Source organism: Dactylosporangium cerinum (assembly GCF_042653625.1).
Classification (GTDB): Bacteria; Actinomycetota; Actinomycetes; order Mycobacteriales; family Micromonosporaceae; genus Dactylosporangium; species Dactylosporangium cerinum.
Genome location: NZ_JBHSIU010000019.1, coordinates 325,823 through 339,945, shown reverse-complemented (window position 1 = coordinate 339,945; position 14,123 = coordinate 325,823). Strand labels below are relative to the sequence as shown.

Sequence of the window (14,123 nt, the reverse complement as noted above, 5' to 3'; positions counted from 1 at the left end):
GCGCTGAGCGAGTTTCTTCGACACGCCGAATCTGAGCAGTCTCACCGTCTCGCAACCAAAAGGCACCCGAAAGTGACGGCGCCAGCACCCTTCGTAGTCGAAAGTTCTTCGTGTCAGCAGGTGGACCGCCTGCACGGGGTTCACCACAGACACGAGGGGGAACCGATGACAGCGACCCTTGAGGGTGCCACGCTCAAGGTCCAGTTGGAAGGCCGCGAGCTCGAGGATCTGATCCGCGAGCACCTGCCGCTCGTCGGGCATCTGGTGCGCCAGACGCTCGGACGCCTACCCGCCCACGTCAGCCGCGAAGACCTGGTCTCCGCCGGCATGGCGGCCCTGGCCGGCGCCGCGAAGGCGTTCGACCCGAGCCGGGGCATCCCGTTCGGCAGCTTCGCCACGACCCGCATCCGGGGCGCGATCCTCGACGAGCTGCGCGGGCTGGACTGGGCGAGCCGGTCGGTGCGGGCCAGGGCCAGGCAGGCCGACGCGATGCAACAGGAACTGACCGCGGCGCTCGGACGCACCCCGACCAACCATGAGCTGGCCGAGGCGCTGGGCGTCAGCGTCGACGAGCTCCAGTCGATCGACGACGACGTGCAGCGGGCCGCGGTGCTGTCGCTGCAGGGGTTTGCGGCCGGCAGCGCCGAGGACATGGTGCCGGAGCGGGCCGCCGGCCCGGAGGACCTGATCCTGCACCGCGAACGGATCGGCTATCTGCACAACGCCGTCGAGGCGCTCCCCGAACGCCTCGGCAAGGTCGTCAAGGGGTACTTCTTCCAGGAGCGCCCCATGATGGAGATCGCCCACGACCTCGGCGTCACCGAGTCACGGGTCTCCCAGCTGCGCGCCGAGGCGCTCATGCTGCTGCGCGACGGCCTCAACACGCACCTCGACCCGGATCTCGTCTCGATCAGCGACAAGCCGACGGGCTGCGTGGCCCGCCGTCGCGAGGCGTACCACGACAAGATCGCCAACGCCGGCAACCTCAACAGCCGCCTGGCGCAGACGAACCACCACGGCATGCCGTTCCTGCAGGCCGGCCGGCACGCCTGAGGGCTCTGTCGCAACAGTCCCTTGTACCCTCGGGCGGTGCTGATCCTGCTGCCACCGTCCGAGGGGAAGGCCGCCCCGCGCCGCGGCGCGCCCCTGGACCTCGACCGTCTCGGCCTGCCGGCGCTGTCCGCCGCCCGCGCCGCGGTCATCGACGACCTGGTGAAGCTCAGCGGCGACCCGGAGCTCGCCCTCGCGACGCTCGGACTGACCCCGGGCCTGGCAGACGAGGCGGCCCGCAACGGGCACCTGCGCACCGCCCCGGCCGTGCCGGCCGCCGCGCTGTACACCGGTGTCCTCTACGACGCGCTCGACCTGGCGTCGCTGACCGGCCCGGCGCTCGCCCGCGCCCGCCGGCAGCTGCTGATCTTCTCCGGCCTGTGGGGTGCGCTGCGCCCCGCCGACCGGGTCCCGCCGTATCGCTGCTCGATCGGCGTGCGGCTGCCCACCGCCGGCGCCCTCACCGCGCACTGGCGCTCGGCGCTGCCCCCGGTCCTCGACGAGCTGGCCGGCGACTCGCTCGTGCTGGACCTGCGGTCCTCGGCGTACACCGGGATGTGGACCCCCCGCAACGCCGTCAGCGTCCGCGTCCTGCACGGCGGCAAGGTCGTCAGCCACTTCAACAAGGCCACCAAGGGCCGCCTGGTGCGCGCGCTGCTGCTCGCCGGCGCCCGCCCCCGCACCCCGGCCGCGCTCGCCGCCGCCGTCCGAGACCTCGGCTACGACGTCCGGGCGCGCCGGCCTGCCGAGCTCGACATCCACGTCGCGGCGCTGTAGTCACAGGTTGCTGAGGCGGTCCTCCAGCTCCGCCGTGCGGGGGTTGGCGTCCATCTCGCGGCTGATCCGCAGCGCCTGTGCATACGTCTCCCGGGCCGCGTCGCGGTCGCCGCGCGCGACGAACAGGTCACCGAGGCCGCACAGCGGGAAGACCTTGCCGAAGCGGTCGCCGGCCAGGTCGAACAGCTCCACCGAGCGCCGGTAGTGCCCGGCCGCCTCGTCGAGCCGGCCCAGGTTCAGGCAGACCAGCGCGATGCTGTCGAGGGTGTACGCGGCGCCGTGCCCGTCGCTGGACGCGTGCTGCAGGTCCAGGGCCTGCTCGAGGGGGCCGAGCGCCTCGTCGAACCGGCCGAGCAGCGCGAGGGTGTAGCCGTACGTGTTGAGCCCCTGCGCCCGGTCGACCGCCCCGCCGTGCGCCGTGGCGAGCTCGACCAGCCGCCCGGCGTGCTCGAGCGCCTCGGGGAGGCGGCGCGCGGCGAGCATCGCGGTGGCGATGCTGCTGTGCGCGTCGGCCTCGGCGACCGGCAGCCCGGCGTCGCGGTACAGCCCGGCGGCCCGCAACCCCGCGTCGCGGGCCGCGTCGGGCCGGCCGAGATACCCGTTCGCCCGGGCGATCCCGTGCTCCGCATACGCCTCACCGAGCCGGTCGTCGCGCTGCCGGGCGGCCCGCGCCGCGGCGTCGTGCGCGGCGAACTCGTCGCCCCAGCGCCCGGTGCGTTGCTGGAAGTCGATCAGCGAGCGGGCCAGCCGGGCCGGATGCAGGGCGAGCCCCGGGTCGTCGGAACCGGCGGTCAGGGACACGGCGGCCATGAGCGCGCGGTACTCGGCGGCGAACCAGGCTAGGGCCTCGTCCTGACCGGTGAACGTCTCCGGCACCGTGCCGGGCGCGACCGGCGGTAGCGGCACCCGCCCGCGGAACGGATCCAGCTGCGACGCGGCGTCGGCGGCGCTGTGCAGGTAATGGTCGGCCAGCCGGCGCAGCGCCGCGGGCGCGCCCGGGTCGCCGGCCGCCTGCTCCTGGGCGAAGGCCCGCAGCAGGTCGTGGAAGCCGTACCGGCCGGTCTGCGCCTCGGTGAGCAGGTGCACCTCGGCGAGCTCGGCCAGGACCGCCGCGGCCCGCTGCTGCGGCGTGCCGGTCAGGCTGGCCGCGGCCGGTGCTGTGACGTCGTCGCCGGGGTGCAGCCCGAGCAGGCGGAACATCCGCGCCGCCGCCGGGCTCAGCCGGTGGTAGGACCACGAGAACACGGCCCGCACGTCGGTCATGGCGTCGGTCCCGGCGAACGGGTCGAGCCGGTGCTCGGCGTCGGCGAGCTCGCGGGCGACGTCGCCGAGGGCCCGCCGCGGGTCGGTGGCGACCCGGGCGGCGGCGATGGCGAGGGCGAGCGGCAGCCGGGCGCACCGGTCGACGATCTCCTCGACCGCCTCCGGCTCGCGGGCCACCCGGTCCGCGCCGAGCCGCCCGGCCAGCAGCTCGCGGGCCTCGCTGCGGCTGAGCAGGTCGAGCGGCAGCGGCACCGCCCCCTCGCCGGCGACCAGGCCGGTGAGGCTGTCCCGGCTGGTCACCAGGACCAGGCAGCCGGGCGCCCCCGGCAGCAACGGCCGGACCTGCCCGGCGTCGCGGGCGTTGTCGACGAGGATCAGCATCCGCCGGCCGGCGATGGCGCTGCGGTACAGCGCCGCCTGCGCGTCGAGCCCGGCCGGCACCCGCTCGGCGGGCACCCCGAGCCCGTCGAGCAGGACCCGCATCGCCTCGTCGGCGCCGGCCACCGCACCGGGCGGGCCGAACCCGCGCAGGTTGACGTACAACTGGCCGTCGGGGAACCGGCGCGCGGCCCGGTGCGCCCAGTGCACCGCCAGGGCGGTCTTGCCGACCCCGGCGGTCCCGGACAGCGCCGAGATCACCACGGCCGTGCTGGTCACGCCGGTGCCGTCGGCGAGCGCGTCCAACTCCGCGATCGTCGCCGACCGCCCGGCGAACCCGCGCACATCCAGCGGCAGTTGCGCCGGTACCGATGGCGCCCTGCCGTCATTGCCGGCGACCTGTGGCGCCGGCTGCGCCGGAGGAGTCTCCCCGAGCAGGATCGAGCGGTGCAGCGCCTGCAGGGACGGTGCCGGGCTGGCGCCGAGCACCGCGGCGAGCCGTTCGCGCAGCTGGGCGTACACGTCGAGGGCCTCCGCGTAACGCCGCTCGGCCTGCAGCGCCCGCATCAGCCGCTCCACCGGCTGCTCCGCGAGGGGGTGCGCGGCGACGACCGCCGGGGCCCGCCCGCGCCGCAACTCGTCGTCGGCCCAGGCGACCGTCGCGTCGCGCTGCTCCTGCCGCCAGTGCGTGCGGGTCGCCGCCGCCCAGACGCCCTCCACGTCGGCGAGGGGCGTGCCGTGCCACAGGTCCAGCGCCGCGCGGGGTGCCGTGGCCGCGAGCCGGCGGAACCGGTGCAGGTCGACCACGTCCGGGTCGACGTCCAGCACGTATCCGCGGGCGCGCCGGACGATCGGCACCACGTGTGGACGGCGCTCCGGCTCGGCAACGGGGGAGGCGGAGCGCCGTACAACGTTGCGTTTTCGCTGTTCCGCTGCGGTACGCGGGACAAAGCGGGCAAGGTCGGAGGGTGGATACGGGGGTTTCCCGGCGTGGCGTGCTGCTCGCGGCCGCCGCTGTTCCGGCGGCGGCTGCGCTTCCGGCGGCGGCGGCGGCTCCGGTCCTCCGGCCGGTCAGTATGGCGACGCACATCCACGGGCCGTTCAGTGAGGGCGTGGCCAGCTACGCCGCGCACCTGGACCAGGCCCGCCGGTACAAGGTCGACGTGGTCTGGTTCACCGACCACGACTTCCGCATCGCGGCGTCCGGGCACCGGCAGGCCGTGCACTTCGACGGCGCCGCCGAACCCGAGCACGGGCTGGCCTGGACGTGGAAGCAGCACGTCGTGGGCAAACCGGGCAGCCACGGCGCCGACTTCGTCGCGTCCCCGCACTCGCCGCACGACGGCACCGGCAAGGCGCTGCGGCTCACCGCCACCGGCGCCGGCGCGGTCCGCTTCGAGGGCGTGGCGTGGAACGCGATGGCGAACGCCTGCGTCGCCGACACCACACTGACCCTGGACGTGCTGCCCGAGCAGATCGGCAGCGGCGGGGCCCTCACCCTGGACCTGCAGCTGTCCAACCAGCCGGGGAAGGGGATCCTGCGCGTCGCGTACCAGATGGGCAACGTCGACAAGGTCACGCACAGGGCCGACGGAGCACAGGGCACGGTCCGGCTGCCCGTTCGGTCGGGCGGGTGGCAGCGGTTCACCTTCGTGCTCCGCGGCGACATCGCCAAGCTGTGGCCCGACATCGTCGCCGGCGACAACGCGCTGACCGGGCTCGCCCTGGAGGCCCGGCAGGGCCGGTTCGTCGCCGACCGGCTGACGTTCGACCGGAGCCGCCGCGCGGGCCAGGCCGGCGAGCAGCTGCGCGCCTCGGTGATCGACGCGGTCGCTCTTCGGTATCCGGACGTGACGCAGTATCGGGCCCTCGAGGTGTCGATGGTGCGGCACCTGAACTGGTTCGGCGGCGACCTGACGCTGCCCGCGTTTCCGAGCCCGCCGGTGCGCGACAACGACGCCGCGCTGACCGCGTCCATGGTCCGCTGGCTGCACGCGCACGGCGGTCTCGTCTGCTGGAACCACCCGATGGACGTGGCGAAACGCGACGAGCTGGCGAAACTGGTCGTGACGCAGGGCGCCCTGGGCGTCGACCTCGTCGAGATCGGCCGGGATCCCCTGGAGGACCTGCTGTGGGTGTACGACGTCGCCGCCCGCAACGGCGTGTTCTTCACCGCCCTGGGCTCCAGCGACGACCACGACGCGACCGACTGGGCCGCGAACGAGGAGCACTTCGTCAGCCACGTGTGGTCGCCGTCGAAGAGCCGCGCGGACCTGCTGCGGGCGCTGTCGGCGGGCGCCGCCTGGTTCACGGACCTGACCTCGTACCGCGGCGCCATGGACCTGCGCGTCCGCGACGTCTCCTACATGGGCGCGGTCCTGGTCGGCTCGGCGCCGGTGGCGGTCGACGTGTCCGCGACCAAACTGCCGAAGGGTGCGACCCTGGAGATCGTCACCGGCAAGCTGGGCACCGGCCTGCAGCCGTCCACGTCGGTGGTGCCCGTGAAGACCGGGTCTGCACGGACGACGGTCACACCGGGCAGCTATGTGCGGTCGCAGGTGCGCCTGAAGGACAAGACGGTGGCGGGGGTGTCGAACCCGCTGTGGCTGCTCGCGAAGGCGCCTGCAACGCCGATCCCGGCGGCCCGTCGTAGAGCGCTGCCCTACTTCGTGTGACTGTGCGTTTCTTGGAGCGGACGACGAGATTCGAACTCGCGACCCTCACCTTGGCAAGGTGATGCGCTACCAGCTGCGCTACGTCCGCGTTGCTTAGTGCTGTTCCTTGGTGCCGTTCTCCTTGGTGCGGTTCGACTGTAGCGCATCGTCGCGTTGCGTTCCCGGAGGGGGTCGTCACCCGTTAGCGTGATCGCCGTGAGGCGAATGGTGCTCGTGATTCCGCTGCTGCTTGCCGGCTGCTCGTCGTCCTCCCCGCCCGCGCCCCCACCTCCCCCTTCCTCGGCTGCCGCGTTGCCCGCGGTCCCTTCCTCGCCCGCTCCGGTCGACCTGACGCTCGTGTTCGCCGGTGACGTGCACTTCATGGACCGCACCGCGAAGCTGCTCAAGGACCCGGCGACCGCGTTCGGCCCGATCGCGTCGCAGCTGTCCGCGGCGGACCTCACGATCGTCAACCTGGAGACCGCGATCACGTCCAGGGGGGCCGAGGAGCCCAAGACGTACCACTTCCGCACCACGCCCGTCGCGATCGACGCCCTGAAGGCCGCCGGCATCGACGCGGTCAGCATCGCCAACAACCACACCCTCGACTACGGCCGCGTCGGCCTCCTCGACACCCTCGACGCGCTGCACGCGGCTTCCTTCCCCGCGTTCGGCGCCGGCGCGGACGTCGAGTCGGCGTACCGCCCCTGGCTGACCACCGTCCGCGGGGTGAAGATCGCCGTCCTCGGCTTCAGCCAGGTCGGCGAGCTCTCGTCGAGCTGGGCCCCCGGCCCGTCGAAGCCCGGCATCGCCATGGCCTTCGACACCACCCGCGCCGTCGCCGCCGTCACCGCCGCCCGCCAGCAGGCCGACCTCGTCATCGTGTTCAACCACTGGGGTGACGAGGGCAACAGCTGCGCCAACACCGCCCAGAAGACCTTCGCCGGCAAACTCTCCGCCGCCGGCGCCGACCTGATCATCGGCGCCCACGCCCACACCCTGCAGGGCTCCGGCTGGCTCGGCCCTACGTTCGTCGCGTACGGCCTCGGCAACTTCCTCTGGTACGGCACCTCGAAGAGCGTCGAGACCGGCGTCCTGCGGCTCACCGTCCGGGACCGCGCTGTCACCCGCCGGGAGTTCCTCCCTGCAGTGGTCTCGGACACCGGCCAGCCCACCCTGCTCACCGGCGCCGCCGCGACCAAGCTCAGCCAGCGCTACGCCGGCCTCTCCACCTGCGCCGGCCTCACTGCTTCCTCCCCTTGAGCTCTGTCTTTCGTCCCTTGACACGCCGGATCGGGATACCGGTTTGGCATGGGGGATGAGGGTCGGCTAGAGTTTGCATCCGTCGCCGGGTGCACGACTGGCCGGGCGGTGCGGACGTAGCGCAGCTGGTAGCGCATCACCTTGCCAAGGTGAGGGTCGCGAGTTCGAATCTCGTCGTCCGCTCGGGAAAAAGTGACCACGGTGGGGTGGCCGAGAGGCGAGGCAACGGCCTGCAAAGCCGTGTACACGGGTTCAAATCCCGTTCCCACCTCGAGAGGCCACACCACGGTGGGGCACCTCAGCTAGGGCGATTGGCGCAGTGGGAGCGCGCTTCCTTGACACGGAAGAGGTCACTGGTTCAAACCCAGTATCGCCCACCAGCAAAAAGACCCGTTCTCGGAGATCGAGAACGGGCCTTTTGCATGCAGGGGGTCTAACAGGGGGTATACGGCGCGGCAGCGGCCCGTGGGCGCCGCGTCGCCGTCACCGTCGTCGGTCTTTCAATCGAAGGGCGATGCGTTGAGCGATCCGGCCCACGGCGACGCCGACCAGTGTGGCTGCCGGAGCTTTCTGCCAGTCGGGGTATCCAGGCAGCCAGTGGCGTGACGTCGCCGCCAGCGCGAAGATGACGGCTATTCCAGCAACCGCGCCGACGGTACGGGAGGGTGGCGGGCTGTCAGCCTTGTTCATCTGGTTTCAATACCTCGCCACCACTGCGGCTGTCCAGGGTTACGGCGCTGCGGCCGCCCCACCAGGCAAGCCGAACGCGGGCTGCATCCGGGCATCCTCAGTGCGGGAGCCGGGGCTGTCTGCGAATCGGTGATGCTGTGTTTGCGAACCCAGCTGCGGGCGCCGTACCGACCGTGATAGCCGGCACGCCTCTACGCGCCTCGGTGGTCGCACCCGATGATCAGGTGTCACGCAGCCGGTGCGGAATCGATGTCGGTCGGGAGTGTGGCGAGCAGTGTCGTTCCGGCGCCTGGTGGACTTGAGACCTGCAGGCGTCCGCCGAGGGCCTCGACCCGATCGACGAGACCCACGAACCCTGAGCCGAGGGCCGGGTCGGCGCCACCGACGCCGTCGTCGTGGACCGAGAGCACGAGGACCTCACGCGCTGTGTGATCGTCGATGGTGACGTCGACATCCACGTCGACCTCGGAGGCGCGGGCGTGCTTGGCCACGTTCGTGAGCGCTTCGGACACAACGTAGTAGGCGGCAACTTCGACACCGCTGGGCAGCCGGCATTTGGGGCCCGTTTTGATCCTGACCGGGACGGGGCTGCGGCGGGCGAGCGCCTTCAGCGCGGACATGAGGCCGCCCTGGGAGAGGATCGCCGGGTGGAGGCCCCGCGAGATCTCCTGGAGTTCCTTGAACGCGCCGGCCAGGCCCTCCGTTGTCCGCCCGAGCCGCGCCTTGAGATCGTCGAGCTCGCCCGGTACACACGCCTCGGCCGCGCGGAGTTCAAGGCTGAGCGAGACCATACGCTGCTGGACGCCGTCGTGCAGGTCGCGTTCGATACGGCGGCGGGCCTCGTCGGCGGCCAGAACGATCCGGGTCCGCGACGCGTTGAGCTCGGCCTGGCCCTCGGCGTTCGCGACCGCGGTGCCGACGAGCTCGGCAAACTGGGCCAGCCGCTCCTCGGTATCGGGTGGCGCCGGTTCGCGCCGGACCCACAGGACAACGAGTACGCCCCACACCCGGCCCTCGACCACGATCGGCGTGGCGACCGATGTGTGGAACCCTTCTTTGCGTATCACGTCGGTAATAGGACCGCTGCGGTCGTCGTAGCTGTCCAAGCGGGCCGGGCGGGCGTCGCGCAGCACGAGCTCGGCGATGCCTCCTTCGACGGTGAACTGCCGCCCCAGCAGTGGATCGATGTCGTGTTTGCTGTACTCGGCGATGACGCTGACCGTGCCGGGCATCTCCTGTCGCAGCAGCCTCGTGGCGTCCGCCGTCAGCAGCGACGCCGTCTCGGCAGCGACTGCGGCGACGACCTCCGCCGGCGGGACACCACGGGCGACGAGCACCGCCACCCGCCGCAGGCTCTCCTGTTCCGTCGCAAGCTCCTTCAGAGAGTTGACCAGGGCCTCGCGCTCGGCCGCGGCCTGCAGCAGAATCTCCAACCGGGGCACCATCCGTTCGCGCAGCCGACGCAGGCTCGGCTCCGGCAGGTCGGCTGGGACGAGCAGGGTGCCGGTCTGCGAGCCGTACCGCAGCGGGAGTGCCATTTGGCACTCCTCGGCCGGGACGTCGTCGAGTTCGATCACCGCGAACGGCAGCCGCAATACCCGCGCTAGGCGGCGCGAGGCCTCCGGCAGCACCGACCGCGGGTTGTGCACAGCCAGACAGCGCCGGGCCAGCCCGGCGAAAAGGTCGGCCTCCTCGCGACGTTCAATCGCCTCGACCGCTCGAACCCGGGCGAGGTCGGCCAACAAGCTCGCGGTAGCCACCGCGACCAAGAACGCCGCAAGTCCCGCCCACGCCTCGGTCTGCGTGAAGTCGAACCTCCGAACGGCTGGAACAAAGCCGATGTTGTACGCCGCGACGCTCACGACCGACATCGCCAACGCCAGCCACAGGCCCCAGACCGTGGAGATCACCAGCACGCCGAGCAGAAAGAACACCACCAGGACCTCCTGCGGCACTATGTGTTCCAGCAGATGGACCAGCAGCATCTCGGCCGCGACGAGCAGCGCACCGACGACGATCCCCAGCCAGATCGGCGGCGGCGTCAGGTGGACCAGCCGGGCCGCCAGGCGCGTCAACATCACCAAGACCCCTCTCCCGAGCATCTGCCACCAGCGTCACTCCACGTCACTCCTACGATCAAGTTCGGCCATGTGGCACGGGCGATGCGACCTTGTTTTCCGGCGCCGACAATGCCGCCTGGGCAACCTGGACGTGAGGGACAAGGCCATGCGCCTGCCCTCGATCACCATCATGTCGGACGCCGCAGGTCACGCTATGCCGCTCACATGGTGCGGCCGAGCGAGGTGAAGGGTGACAACCGACCGGTCGGCCGGCCTGCGGCTCGCACCACCAACGCACCGGGCCTCCCGTAGCTTGACGGCGGCCGGTTGCCGCTGGCTAGTCGTACGGGTACGCGTCGCCCGAGCCCTGGACGATGAGGCTGCCGCCGTTGGTCTGGGTGATGGCCGAGACCCGCACCTTGTGCACGTCGGGCTGGTTCAACGGGGGCAGGGATGGTTCGGCGGGGAAGAACCTCTTGGAGTTCGTGATCGGACAGTATCCGGGGCTCCACGCGGAGCCGAGCGAGGTGCCGTTGTATCTGAACGCTTCGATTTTGATCCAGCCGCAGGAGCGGGAGGCGTTCGTCAGGGAGAAGACTCCGAACACGGAGGGCGCGTACGTGTGCGTCGTGTTGTTGGCATTCCACCTGATCTGAGCGCCGGGTGCGAGGAACTGGGTGGTGAACGGATCGATCATCAGGCCGAGGTCGATGATCCCGTTGTCGATCAGGACGAAATCGGTCTCTCCGCCGGCGTGGGCAGGTCCGGCCGTGGCGATCAGGCCGGCAACGGTGGTGGCGCCCACGACCGCCGCAGCGATTGCCCGACGGACGACGGCGCTGCGGAAGTGCGTGAGTTGGGACGTGACGGACATGTGCGTTCTCCTGTCATGGAGGCGTATGGACCGGAGCGGACGTTGATGGGCATCCGCTGCGTCGATCCTCGATCCGGGTCGTTAGCAGACCGTTAGCGGACCGTTAGTCGGCGCACCGTACGCCGTCCGGAGTCGGGATACCGTCGTTGGATGGACCGCGTCGAGGTTGATCTGTATGCGCACGAGAGCAACTTCGCGGTGCTCAGAGTCCCGCCGCGACGGTTTCCCGGTGTGCTGATCCAAGGGGACAGTCTGTCCACCCTGTGCGCGACGATCGCCGAGCTGCGTTCCGCCATCGAGGCGGGAGACATCGACGGCGCGCTGGAATGGGTCGACGATCTTGCGGGGGAGTTGGGTGGTCGCCTCGACGGTTACGTCGCCGTGCTGGATGAGGCTGGCATTCCTCTGCCGTTCAGCCGACCTGGTCCTGCCGACGGTTCGTCCGCGGTGCGGAGCAGCGATCGGTGATGACCGCACTGGACGGAGGCGTCGCGGTGAAGGCGTTCCGGCTCGTCGTGTGCGCGGCGCTGCTCGTCGCGTCCGGTGCGAACGCCGGCTGTACCCCGCGCGAGGTGTTCCTGGCCGCGATGGCCTGGGTCGACGGCCGGCCGGTGATCGTCCTCGCGCCGTGCAAGGGCAGTCAGGTCAGAAGGGTCTCCCTGTTCGAGGATCCGGCACCGCTGTGGGAGGTGGCCGCCCCGCAGGCGGTGGACTACGCCGAGATCCCGCTCTTCACCACCCCGGACGGCTGGACGCAGACGCAGGGAGCGCTGCAGGAGCTGCGCGACGACCGGACCTACGTCGCCGGTGGGGACATCGTCGGCCGGTCGTCCGTCAGCGGCGTCCAGTTCACGCCGCCGATGCTCAAGGACCTGGGACCCTACGAGGTGCTCGCCCAGCCCGGGAAGAAGGCGGAGAAGATGTCCAGGAAGGCGTACCGCAAGTACGCCCGGGACGCCTGCTGAACCCTGCTGGAGACCGATGCGCCGGCGCCGGCAAGGATCACCGGGAGAGCACGGAGCGGCCCTTGCCGGCGGTTTTGGCGCGGTACATGGCGGCGTCGGCGGCGCGCACGATGTCGTCGACGTCGGCGCCGGTGTCGTTGAGGGCGACGCCGACGCTCGCGTAGCGGTCCGTCAGGCGTCCGGCGTAGCGCTGCTCCATCTGCTCGACGGTGACCGCGCCGCCGGCCGTGACCCCGGGGCCGGCCACCAGCACAGCCGTGACCAGCGCGAACCCGGCCCAGCGGCGGCGCCGGGCGGTCCGACCCGGGTCCGGTGCCACGTCCAGACCGATCGGCCGGGGCGGACCGAAGTCCAGGCTTTCCGGGGGCGGCAGTCTACGAGCACCGACCGCCCGCGGTGGTAGTCTCATCGGGCCGTTCCTCCGGTGCTTTCCGGTGCTGCCCGGCGCCGCTCGCACCCTCAGCGGGCATCAAGCCGCCAGCCGGCGCACCTGGCAGAACGGGCCGACGCATCCAAAGGTGCCGACGTCCGGGGAAGCGCATGACTTTCGCGTCCCGGCCGTCGATCATGCAATGGTGCCGGCGCAGCGGCACGGCAAGACGGGGCGAGCACTGAAGGAGGAGCGTTTCCGGTCATGGCCGACACCACGTTGTGCACGTTCGCGGAGCTTGAGTTCCTGCTCCGCTCCGCCGCCGGGCCGCACGGCGAGCGCACCGCCGGCATGGACGCCGTCCGGCGCCGGCTCGGCCTGCAACCCGAGGCGGCCACCGACATCGTCACCGCTGCCGGGGTCGCGTCACTGCTCGCCCGCGGGCTGTGCACCGACGAGGGCGGCAGCGTCGTGCCCGGCCCGCTCGTGCTCAGCGCCGTCGCCGCCCTGTCGACCCTGCACACGACGACCGAGGCGGCCGGCTCCGCCGGTGACCGCACCCTGGTGATGCACCTGTTCAGCGGCACGGCGGCGGGCCTCGCCGCGTATCCGGGGCCGTTCGGGCTCTACGGCGTCGAGGCCCTCGACCCGGCCGAGCCCCTGGCGGCGCCGCTGGCCCGCTTCGTCGACCGCTGCACCGCCGGCGACGGCGAGGCCGCCGTCGCGATCAGGTCCGGGACCGGCGACGAACCCGAGGTGGGGCTCGCGATCGCCCGCGCCGCCGACGGCACCTGGGTGCTGTCCAGTGGTTCCCCGCAGGACGCGGTGCCGTCCAGCCGCGACGGCGTCGTCGCCGCCCTGGTCGAGCGTTTCGGCAGCCCCGTCGCGGCGGGTGCGTGATGGCGGCCGTCCGGGCTGGTGCCGCCAGCGACGTCGGCCGGGTCCGCCGGCGCAACGAGGACAGCGCGCTCGTCGCCGACGGGGTCTTCGCGGTCGCCGACGGCATGGGCGGCCACGCCGCCGGTGACGTCGCCAGCGAACTCGCCGTCGAGGCGCTGCGGCGGCTCGCCACCCGGCCCGACCGGACCCCGCAGGACGTCCACGACGAGATCGCCCGCGCCAACGCCGACATCCTCGCCTCCGCGGTCGAGCATCCGGTCCGCACCGGCATGGGCACCACCCTCACCGGGATCAGCCTCGTGCTCGACGCCGGTGTGGAGCGGTGGGCCGTGTTCAACGTCGGCGACTCCCGGGTGTACCGGTTCGTCGGCGGCGTCCTCACGCAGCTCACCGTCGACCACACCGCCCCGGAGAGCGTCACCCGGCGGCGCGGGGTGATCACCCGGGCGCTCGGCACCCGGCCCGCCCCGGACGCGGACCTGTGGGTCCTGCCGCCGGTGCCGGGGGAGCGGTTCGTCGTCTGCTCCGACGGGCTGTCCCTCGAGCTCACCGACGACGAGATCGCCGACGTCCTGCGGGCCGAGCCGGCCGCGCAGGCCGCCGCGGACCTCCTCGTGCGCCGGGCCGTGCTCGCCGGTGGCCGCGACAACGTCACCGCCGTCGTCGTCGACCACCTCGTCACCGCCGGTGCGGACACCGGCACCTACACCCGTGGTGCCCACGCCGCCCCGGAGGACGAGGACACCGACCCGGGCATCGTGGTCTACCCGGGCGTCGACACCGACCCGCTCGGCATCCCGGCCGGCCCCGGCTGACGCTGCGCCCCGGGCTGACGCTGCGCCCCGGCTGACGCTGCAGGTCCCGGGGCTGACGGGTGAG

General features: G+C 72.0%; 13 protein-coding genes and 4 tRNA genes. 11 read left to right on the top strand and 6 right to left on the bottom strand.

The genetic code is table 11. The features are described from left to right. Positions 1-165 precede the first annotated feature (165 nt). Complete coding sequence (locus tag ACFPIJ_RS19370) at positions 166-1,053, top strand: sigma-70 family RNA polymerase sigma factor (protein WP_380116540.1); 888 nt, start codon at positions 166-168, stop codon at positions 1,051-1,053. A gap of 36 nt (positions 1,054-1,089) precedes the next feature. Further along, the gene (locus ACFPIJ_RS19365; protein ID WP_380116539.1) at positions 1,090-1,827 is read left to right on the top strand and encodes a YaaA family protein; all 738 of its coding nucleotides are present in this window, start codon (positions 1,090-1,092) and stop codon (positions 1,825-1,827) included. Here the strand turns inward: ACFPIJ_RS19365 and ACFPIJ_RS19360 are convergent, their stop codons facing one another. Then, positions 1,828-4,329 carry an ATP-binding protein gene (locus ACFPIJ_RS19360; protein ID WP_380116538.1) on the bottom strand — a complete coding sequence of 834 codons (2,502 nt, stop codon included), beginning with the start codon at positions 4,327-4,329 and terminating at the stop codon, positions 1,828-1,830. It lies immediately after the preceding gene. A gap of 107 nt (positions 4,330-4,436) precedes the next feature. Here ACFPIJ_RS19360 and ACFPIJ_RS19355 point away from each other — a divergent pair, with 107 nt between their 5' ends. Continuing rightward, positions 4,437-6,143, top strand: a complete 1,707-nt coding sequence (locus ACFPIJ_RS19355; RefSeq protein WP_380116537.1) for a CehA/McbA family metallohydrolase domain-containing protein — start codon at positions 4,437-4,439, stop codon at positions 6,141-6,143. A 12-nt stretch (positions 6,144-6,155) separates the two neighbouring features. Here ACFPIJ_RS19355 and ACFPIJ_RS19350 read toward each other — a convergent pair. Beyond that, positions 6,156-6,231 (bottom strand) — tRNA-Gly (locus ACFPIJ_RS19350). A gap of 116 nt (positions 6,232-6,347) precedes the next feature. Here ACFPIJ_RS19350 and ACFPIJ_RS19345 point away from each other — a divergent pair. The 4 genes from ACFPIJ_RS19345 (at position 6,348) to ACFPIJ_RS19330 (ending at position 7,765) form a co-directional block, all read left to right on the top strand. Continuing rightward, a complete protein-coding gene (locus ACFPIJ_RS19345; protein WP_380116828.1) occupies positions 6,348-7,385 on the top strand; it encodes a CapA family protein in 1,038 nt (345 codons plus the stop codon). Positions 7,386-7,495: 110 nt separating this feature from the next. Continuing rightward, positions 7,496-7,568: transfer RNA gene (locus ACFPIJ_RS19340), tRNA-Gly, on the top strand. Between the two features lie 17 nt (positions 7,569-7,585). Further along, positions 7,586-7,656: transfer RNA gene (locus ACFPIJ_RS19335), tRNA-Cys, on the top strand. A gap of 34 nt (positions 7,657-7,690) precedes the next feature. Next, a tRNA-Val gene (locus ACFPIJ_RS19330) sits at positions 7,691-7,765 on the top strand. Between the two features lie 103 nt (positions 7,766-7,868). Here ACFPIJ_RS19330 and ACFPIJ_RS19325 read toward each other — a convergent pair. The 3 genes from ACFPIJ_RS19325 to ACFPIJ_RS19315 form a co-directional block, all read right to left on the bottom strand. Beyond that, positions 7,869-8,075, bottom strand: a complete 207-nt coding sequence (locus ACFPIJ_RS19325) for a hypothetical protein (protein WP_380116536.1) — start codon at positions 8,073-8,075, stop codon at positions 7,869-7,871. Positions 8,076-8,302: 227 nt separating this feature from the next. Next, complete coding sequence (locus tag ACFPIJ_RS19320; protein ID WP_380116535.1) at positions 8,303-10,153, bottom strand: DUF4118 domain-containing protein; 1,851 nt, start codon at positions 10,151-10,153, stop codon at positions 8,303-8,305. 319 nt (positions 10,154-10,472) lie between these two features. Further along, positions 10,473-11,009 (bottom strand): hypothetical protein, encoded by a 537-nt coding sequence (locus ACFPIJ_RS19315; protein ID WP_380116534.1) that lies wholly within the window; start codon positions 11,007-11,009, stop codon positions 10,473-10,475. A 150-nt stretch (positions 11,010-11,159) separates the two neighbouring features. On the opposite strand from ACFPIJ_RS19315, the gene ACFPIJ_RS19310 reads away from it, so the two are divergent. Further along, complete coding sequence (locus ACFPIJ_RS19310) at positions 11,160-11,477, top strand: DUF6959 family protein (RefSeq protein WP_380116533.1); 318 nt, start codon at positions 11,160-11,162, stop codon at positions 11,475-11,477. After that, positions 11,477-11,974, top strand: a complete 498-nt coding sequence (locus tag ACFPIJ_RS19305; protein WP_380116532.1) for a hypothetical protein — start codon at positions 11,477-11,479, stop codon at positions 11,972-11,974. The genes ACFPIJ_RS19310 and ACFPIJ_RS19305 overlap by 1 nt, the downstream gene beginning before the upstream one ends. Before the next feature lie 37 nt (positions 11,975-12,011). On the opposite strand, the gene ACFPIJ_RS19300 is transcribed toward ACFPIJ_RS19305, so the two are convergent. Further along, the gene (locus tag ACFPIJ_RS19300) at positions 12,012-12,383 is read right to left on the bottom strand and encodes a nucleotidyl cyclase domain-containing protein (protein WP_380116531.1); all 372 of its coding nucleotides are present in this window, start codon (positions 12,381-12,383) and stop codon (positions 12,012-12,014) included. A 225-nt stretch (positions 12,384-12,608) separates the two neighbouring features. Here ACFPIJ_RS19300 and ACFPIJ_RS19295 point away from each other — a divergent pair, with 225 nt between their 5' ends. Together ACFPIJ_RS19295 and ACFPIJ_RS19290 are read left to right on the top strand one after the other, a co-directional pair. Further along, complete coding sequence (locus tag ACFPIJ_RS19295) at positions 12,609-13,244, top strand: hypothetical protein (protein ID WP_380116530.1); 636 nt, start codon at positions 12,609-12,611, stop codon at positions 13,242-13,244. Beyond that, on the top strand, positions 13,244-14,059 hold the full coding sequence (locus ACFPIJ_RS19290) for a PP2C family protein-serine/threonine phosphatase (RefSeq protein ID WP_380116529.1): 816 nt from the start codon (positions 13,244-13,246) through the stop codon (positions 14,057-14,059). Before ACFPIJ_RS19295 ends, ACFPIJ_RS19290 begins: the two co-directional genes overlap by 1 nt. The last annotated feature ends 64 nt before the right edge of the window (positions 14,060-14,123 follow it).

Excerpts from the sequence above, each read along its gene's own strand:
- ACFPIJ_RS19370 (WP_380116540.1), top strand. The coding sequence starts at position 166 with ATGACAGCGACCCTTGAGGGTGCCACGCTCAAGGTCCAGTTGGAAGGC.
- ACFPIJ_RS19345 (WP_380116828.1), top strand. The coding sequence starts at position 6,348 with ATGGTGCTCGTGATTCCGCTGCTGCTTGCCGGCTGCTCGTCGTCCTCC.
- ACFPIJ_RS19325 (WP_380116536.1), bottom strand. The coding sequence starts at position 8,075 with ATGAACAAGGCTGACAGCCCGCCACCCTCCCGTACCGTCGGCGCGGTT.
- ACFPIJ_RS19320 (WP_380116535.1), bottom strand. The coding sequence starts at position 10,153 with ATGTTGACGCGCCTGGCGGCCCGGCTGGTCCACCTGACGCCGCCGCCG.
- ACFPIJ_RS19315 (WP_380116534.1), bottom strand. The coding sequence starts at position 11,009 with ATGTCCGTCACGTCCCAACTCACGCACTTCCGCAGCGCCGTCGTCCGT.
- ACFPIJ_RS19310 (WP_380116533.1), top strand. The coding sequence starts at position 11,160 with ATGGACCGCGTCGAGGTTGATCTGTATGCGCACGAGAGCAACTTCGCG.
- ACFPIJ_RS19305 (WP_380116532.1), top strand. The coding sequence starts at position 11,477 with ATGACCGCACTGGACGGAGGCGTCGCGGTGAAGGCGTTCCGGCTCGTC.
- ACFPIJ_RS19300 (WP_380116531.1), bottom strand. The coding sequence starts at position 12,383 with ATGAGACTACCACCGCGGGCGGTCGGTGCTCGTAGACTGCCGCCCCCG.
- ACFPIJ_RS19295 (WP_380116530.1), top strand. The coding sequence starts at position 12,609 with ATGGCCGACACCACGTTGTGCACGTTCGCGGAGCTTGAGTTCCTGCTC.
- ACFPIJ_RS19290 (WP_380116529.1), top strand. The coding sequence starts at position 13,244 with ATGGCGGCCGTCCGGGCTGGTGCCGCCAGCGACGTCGGCCGGGTCCGC.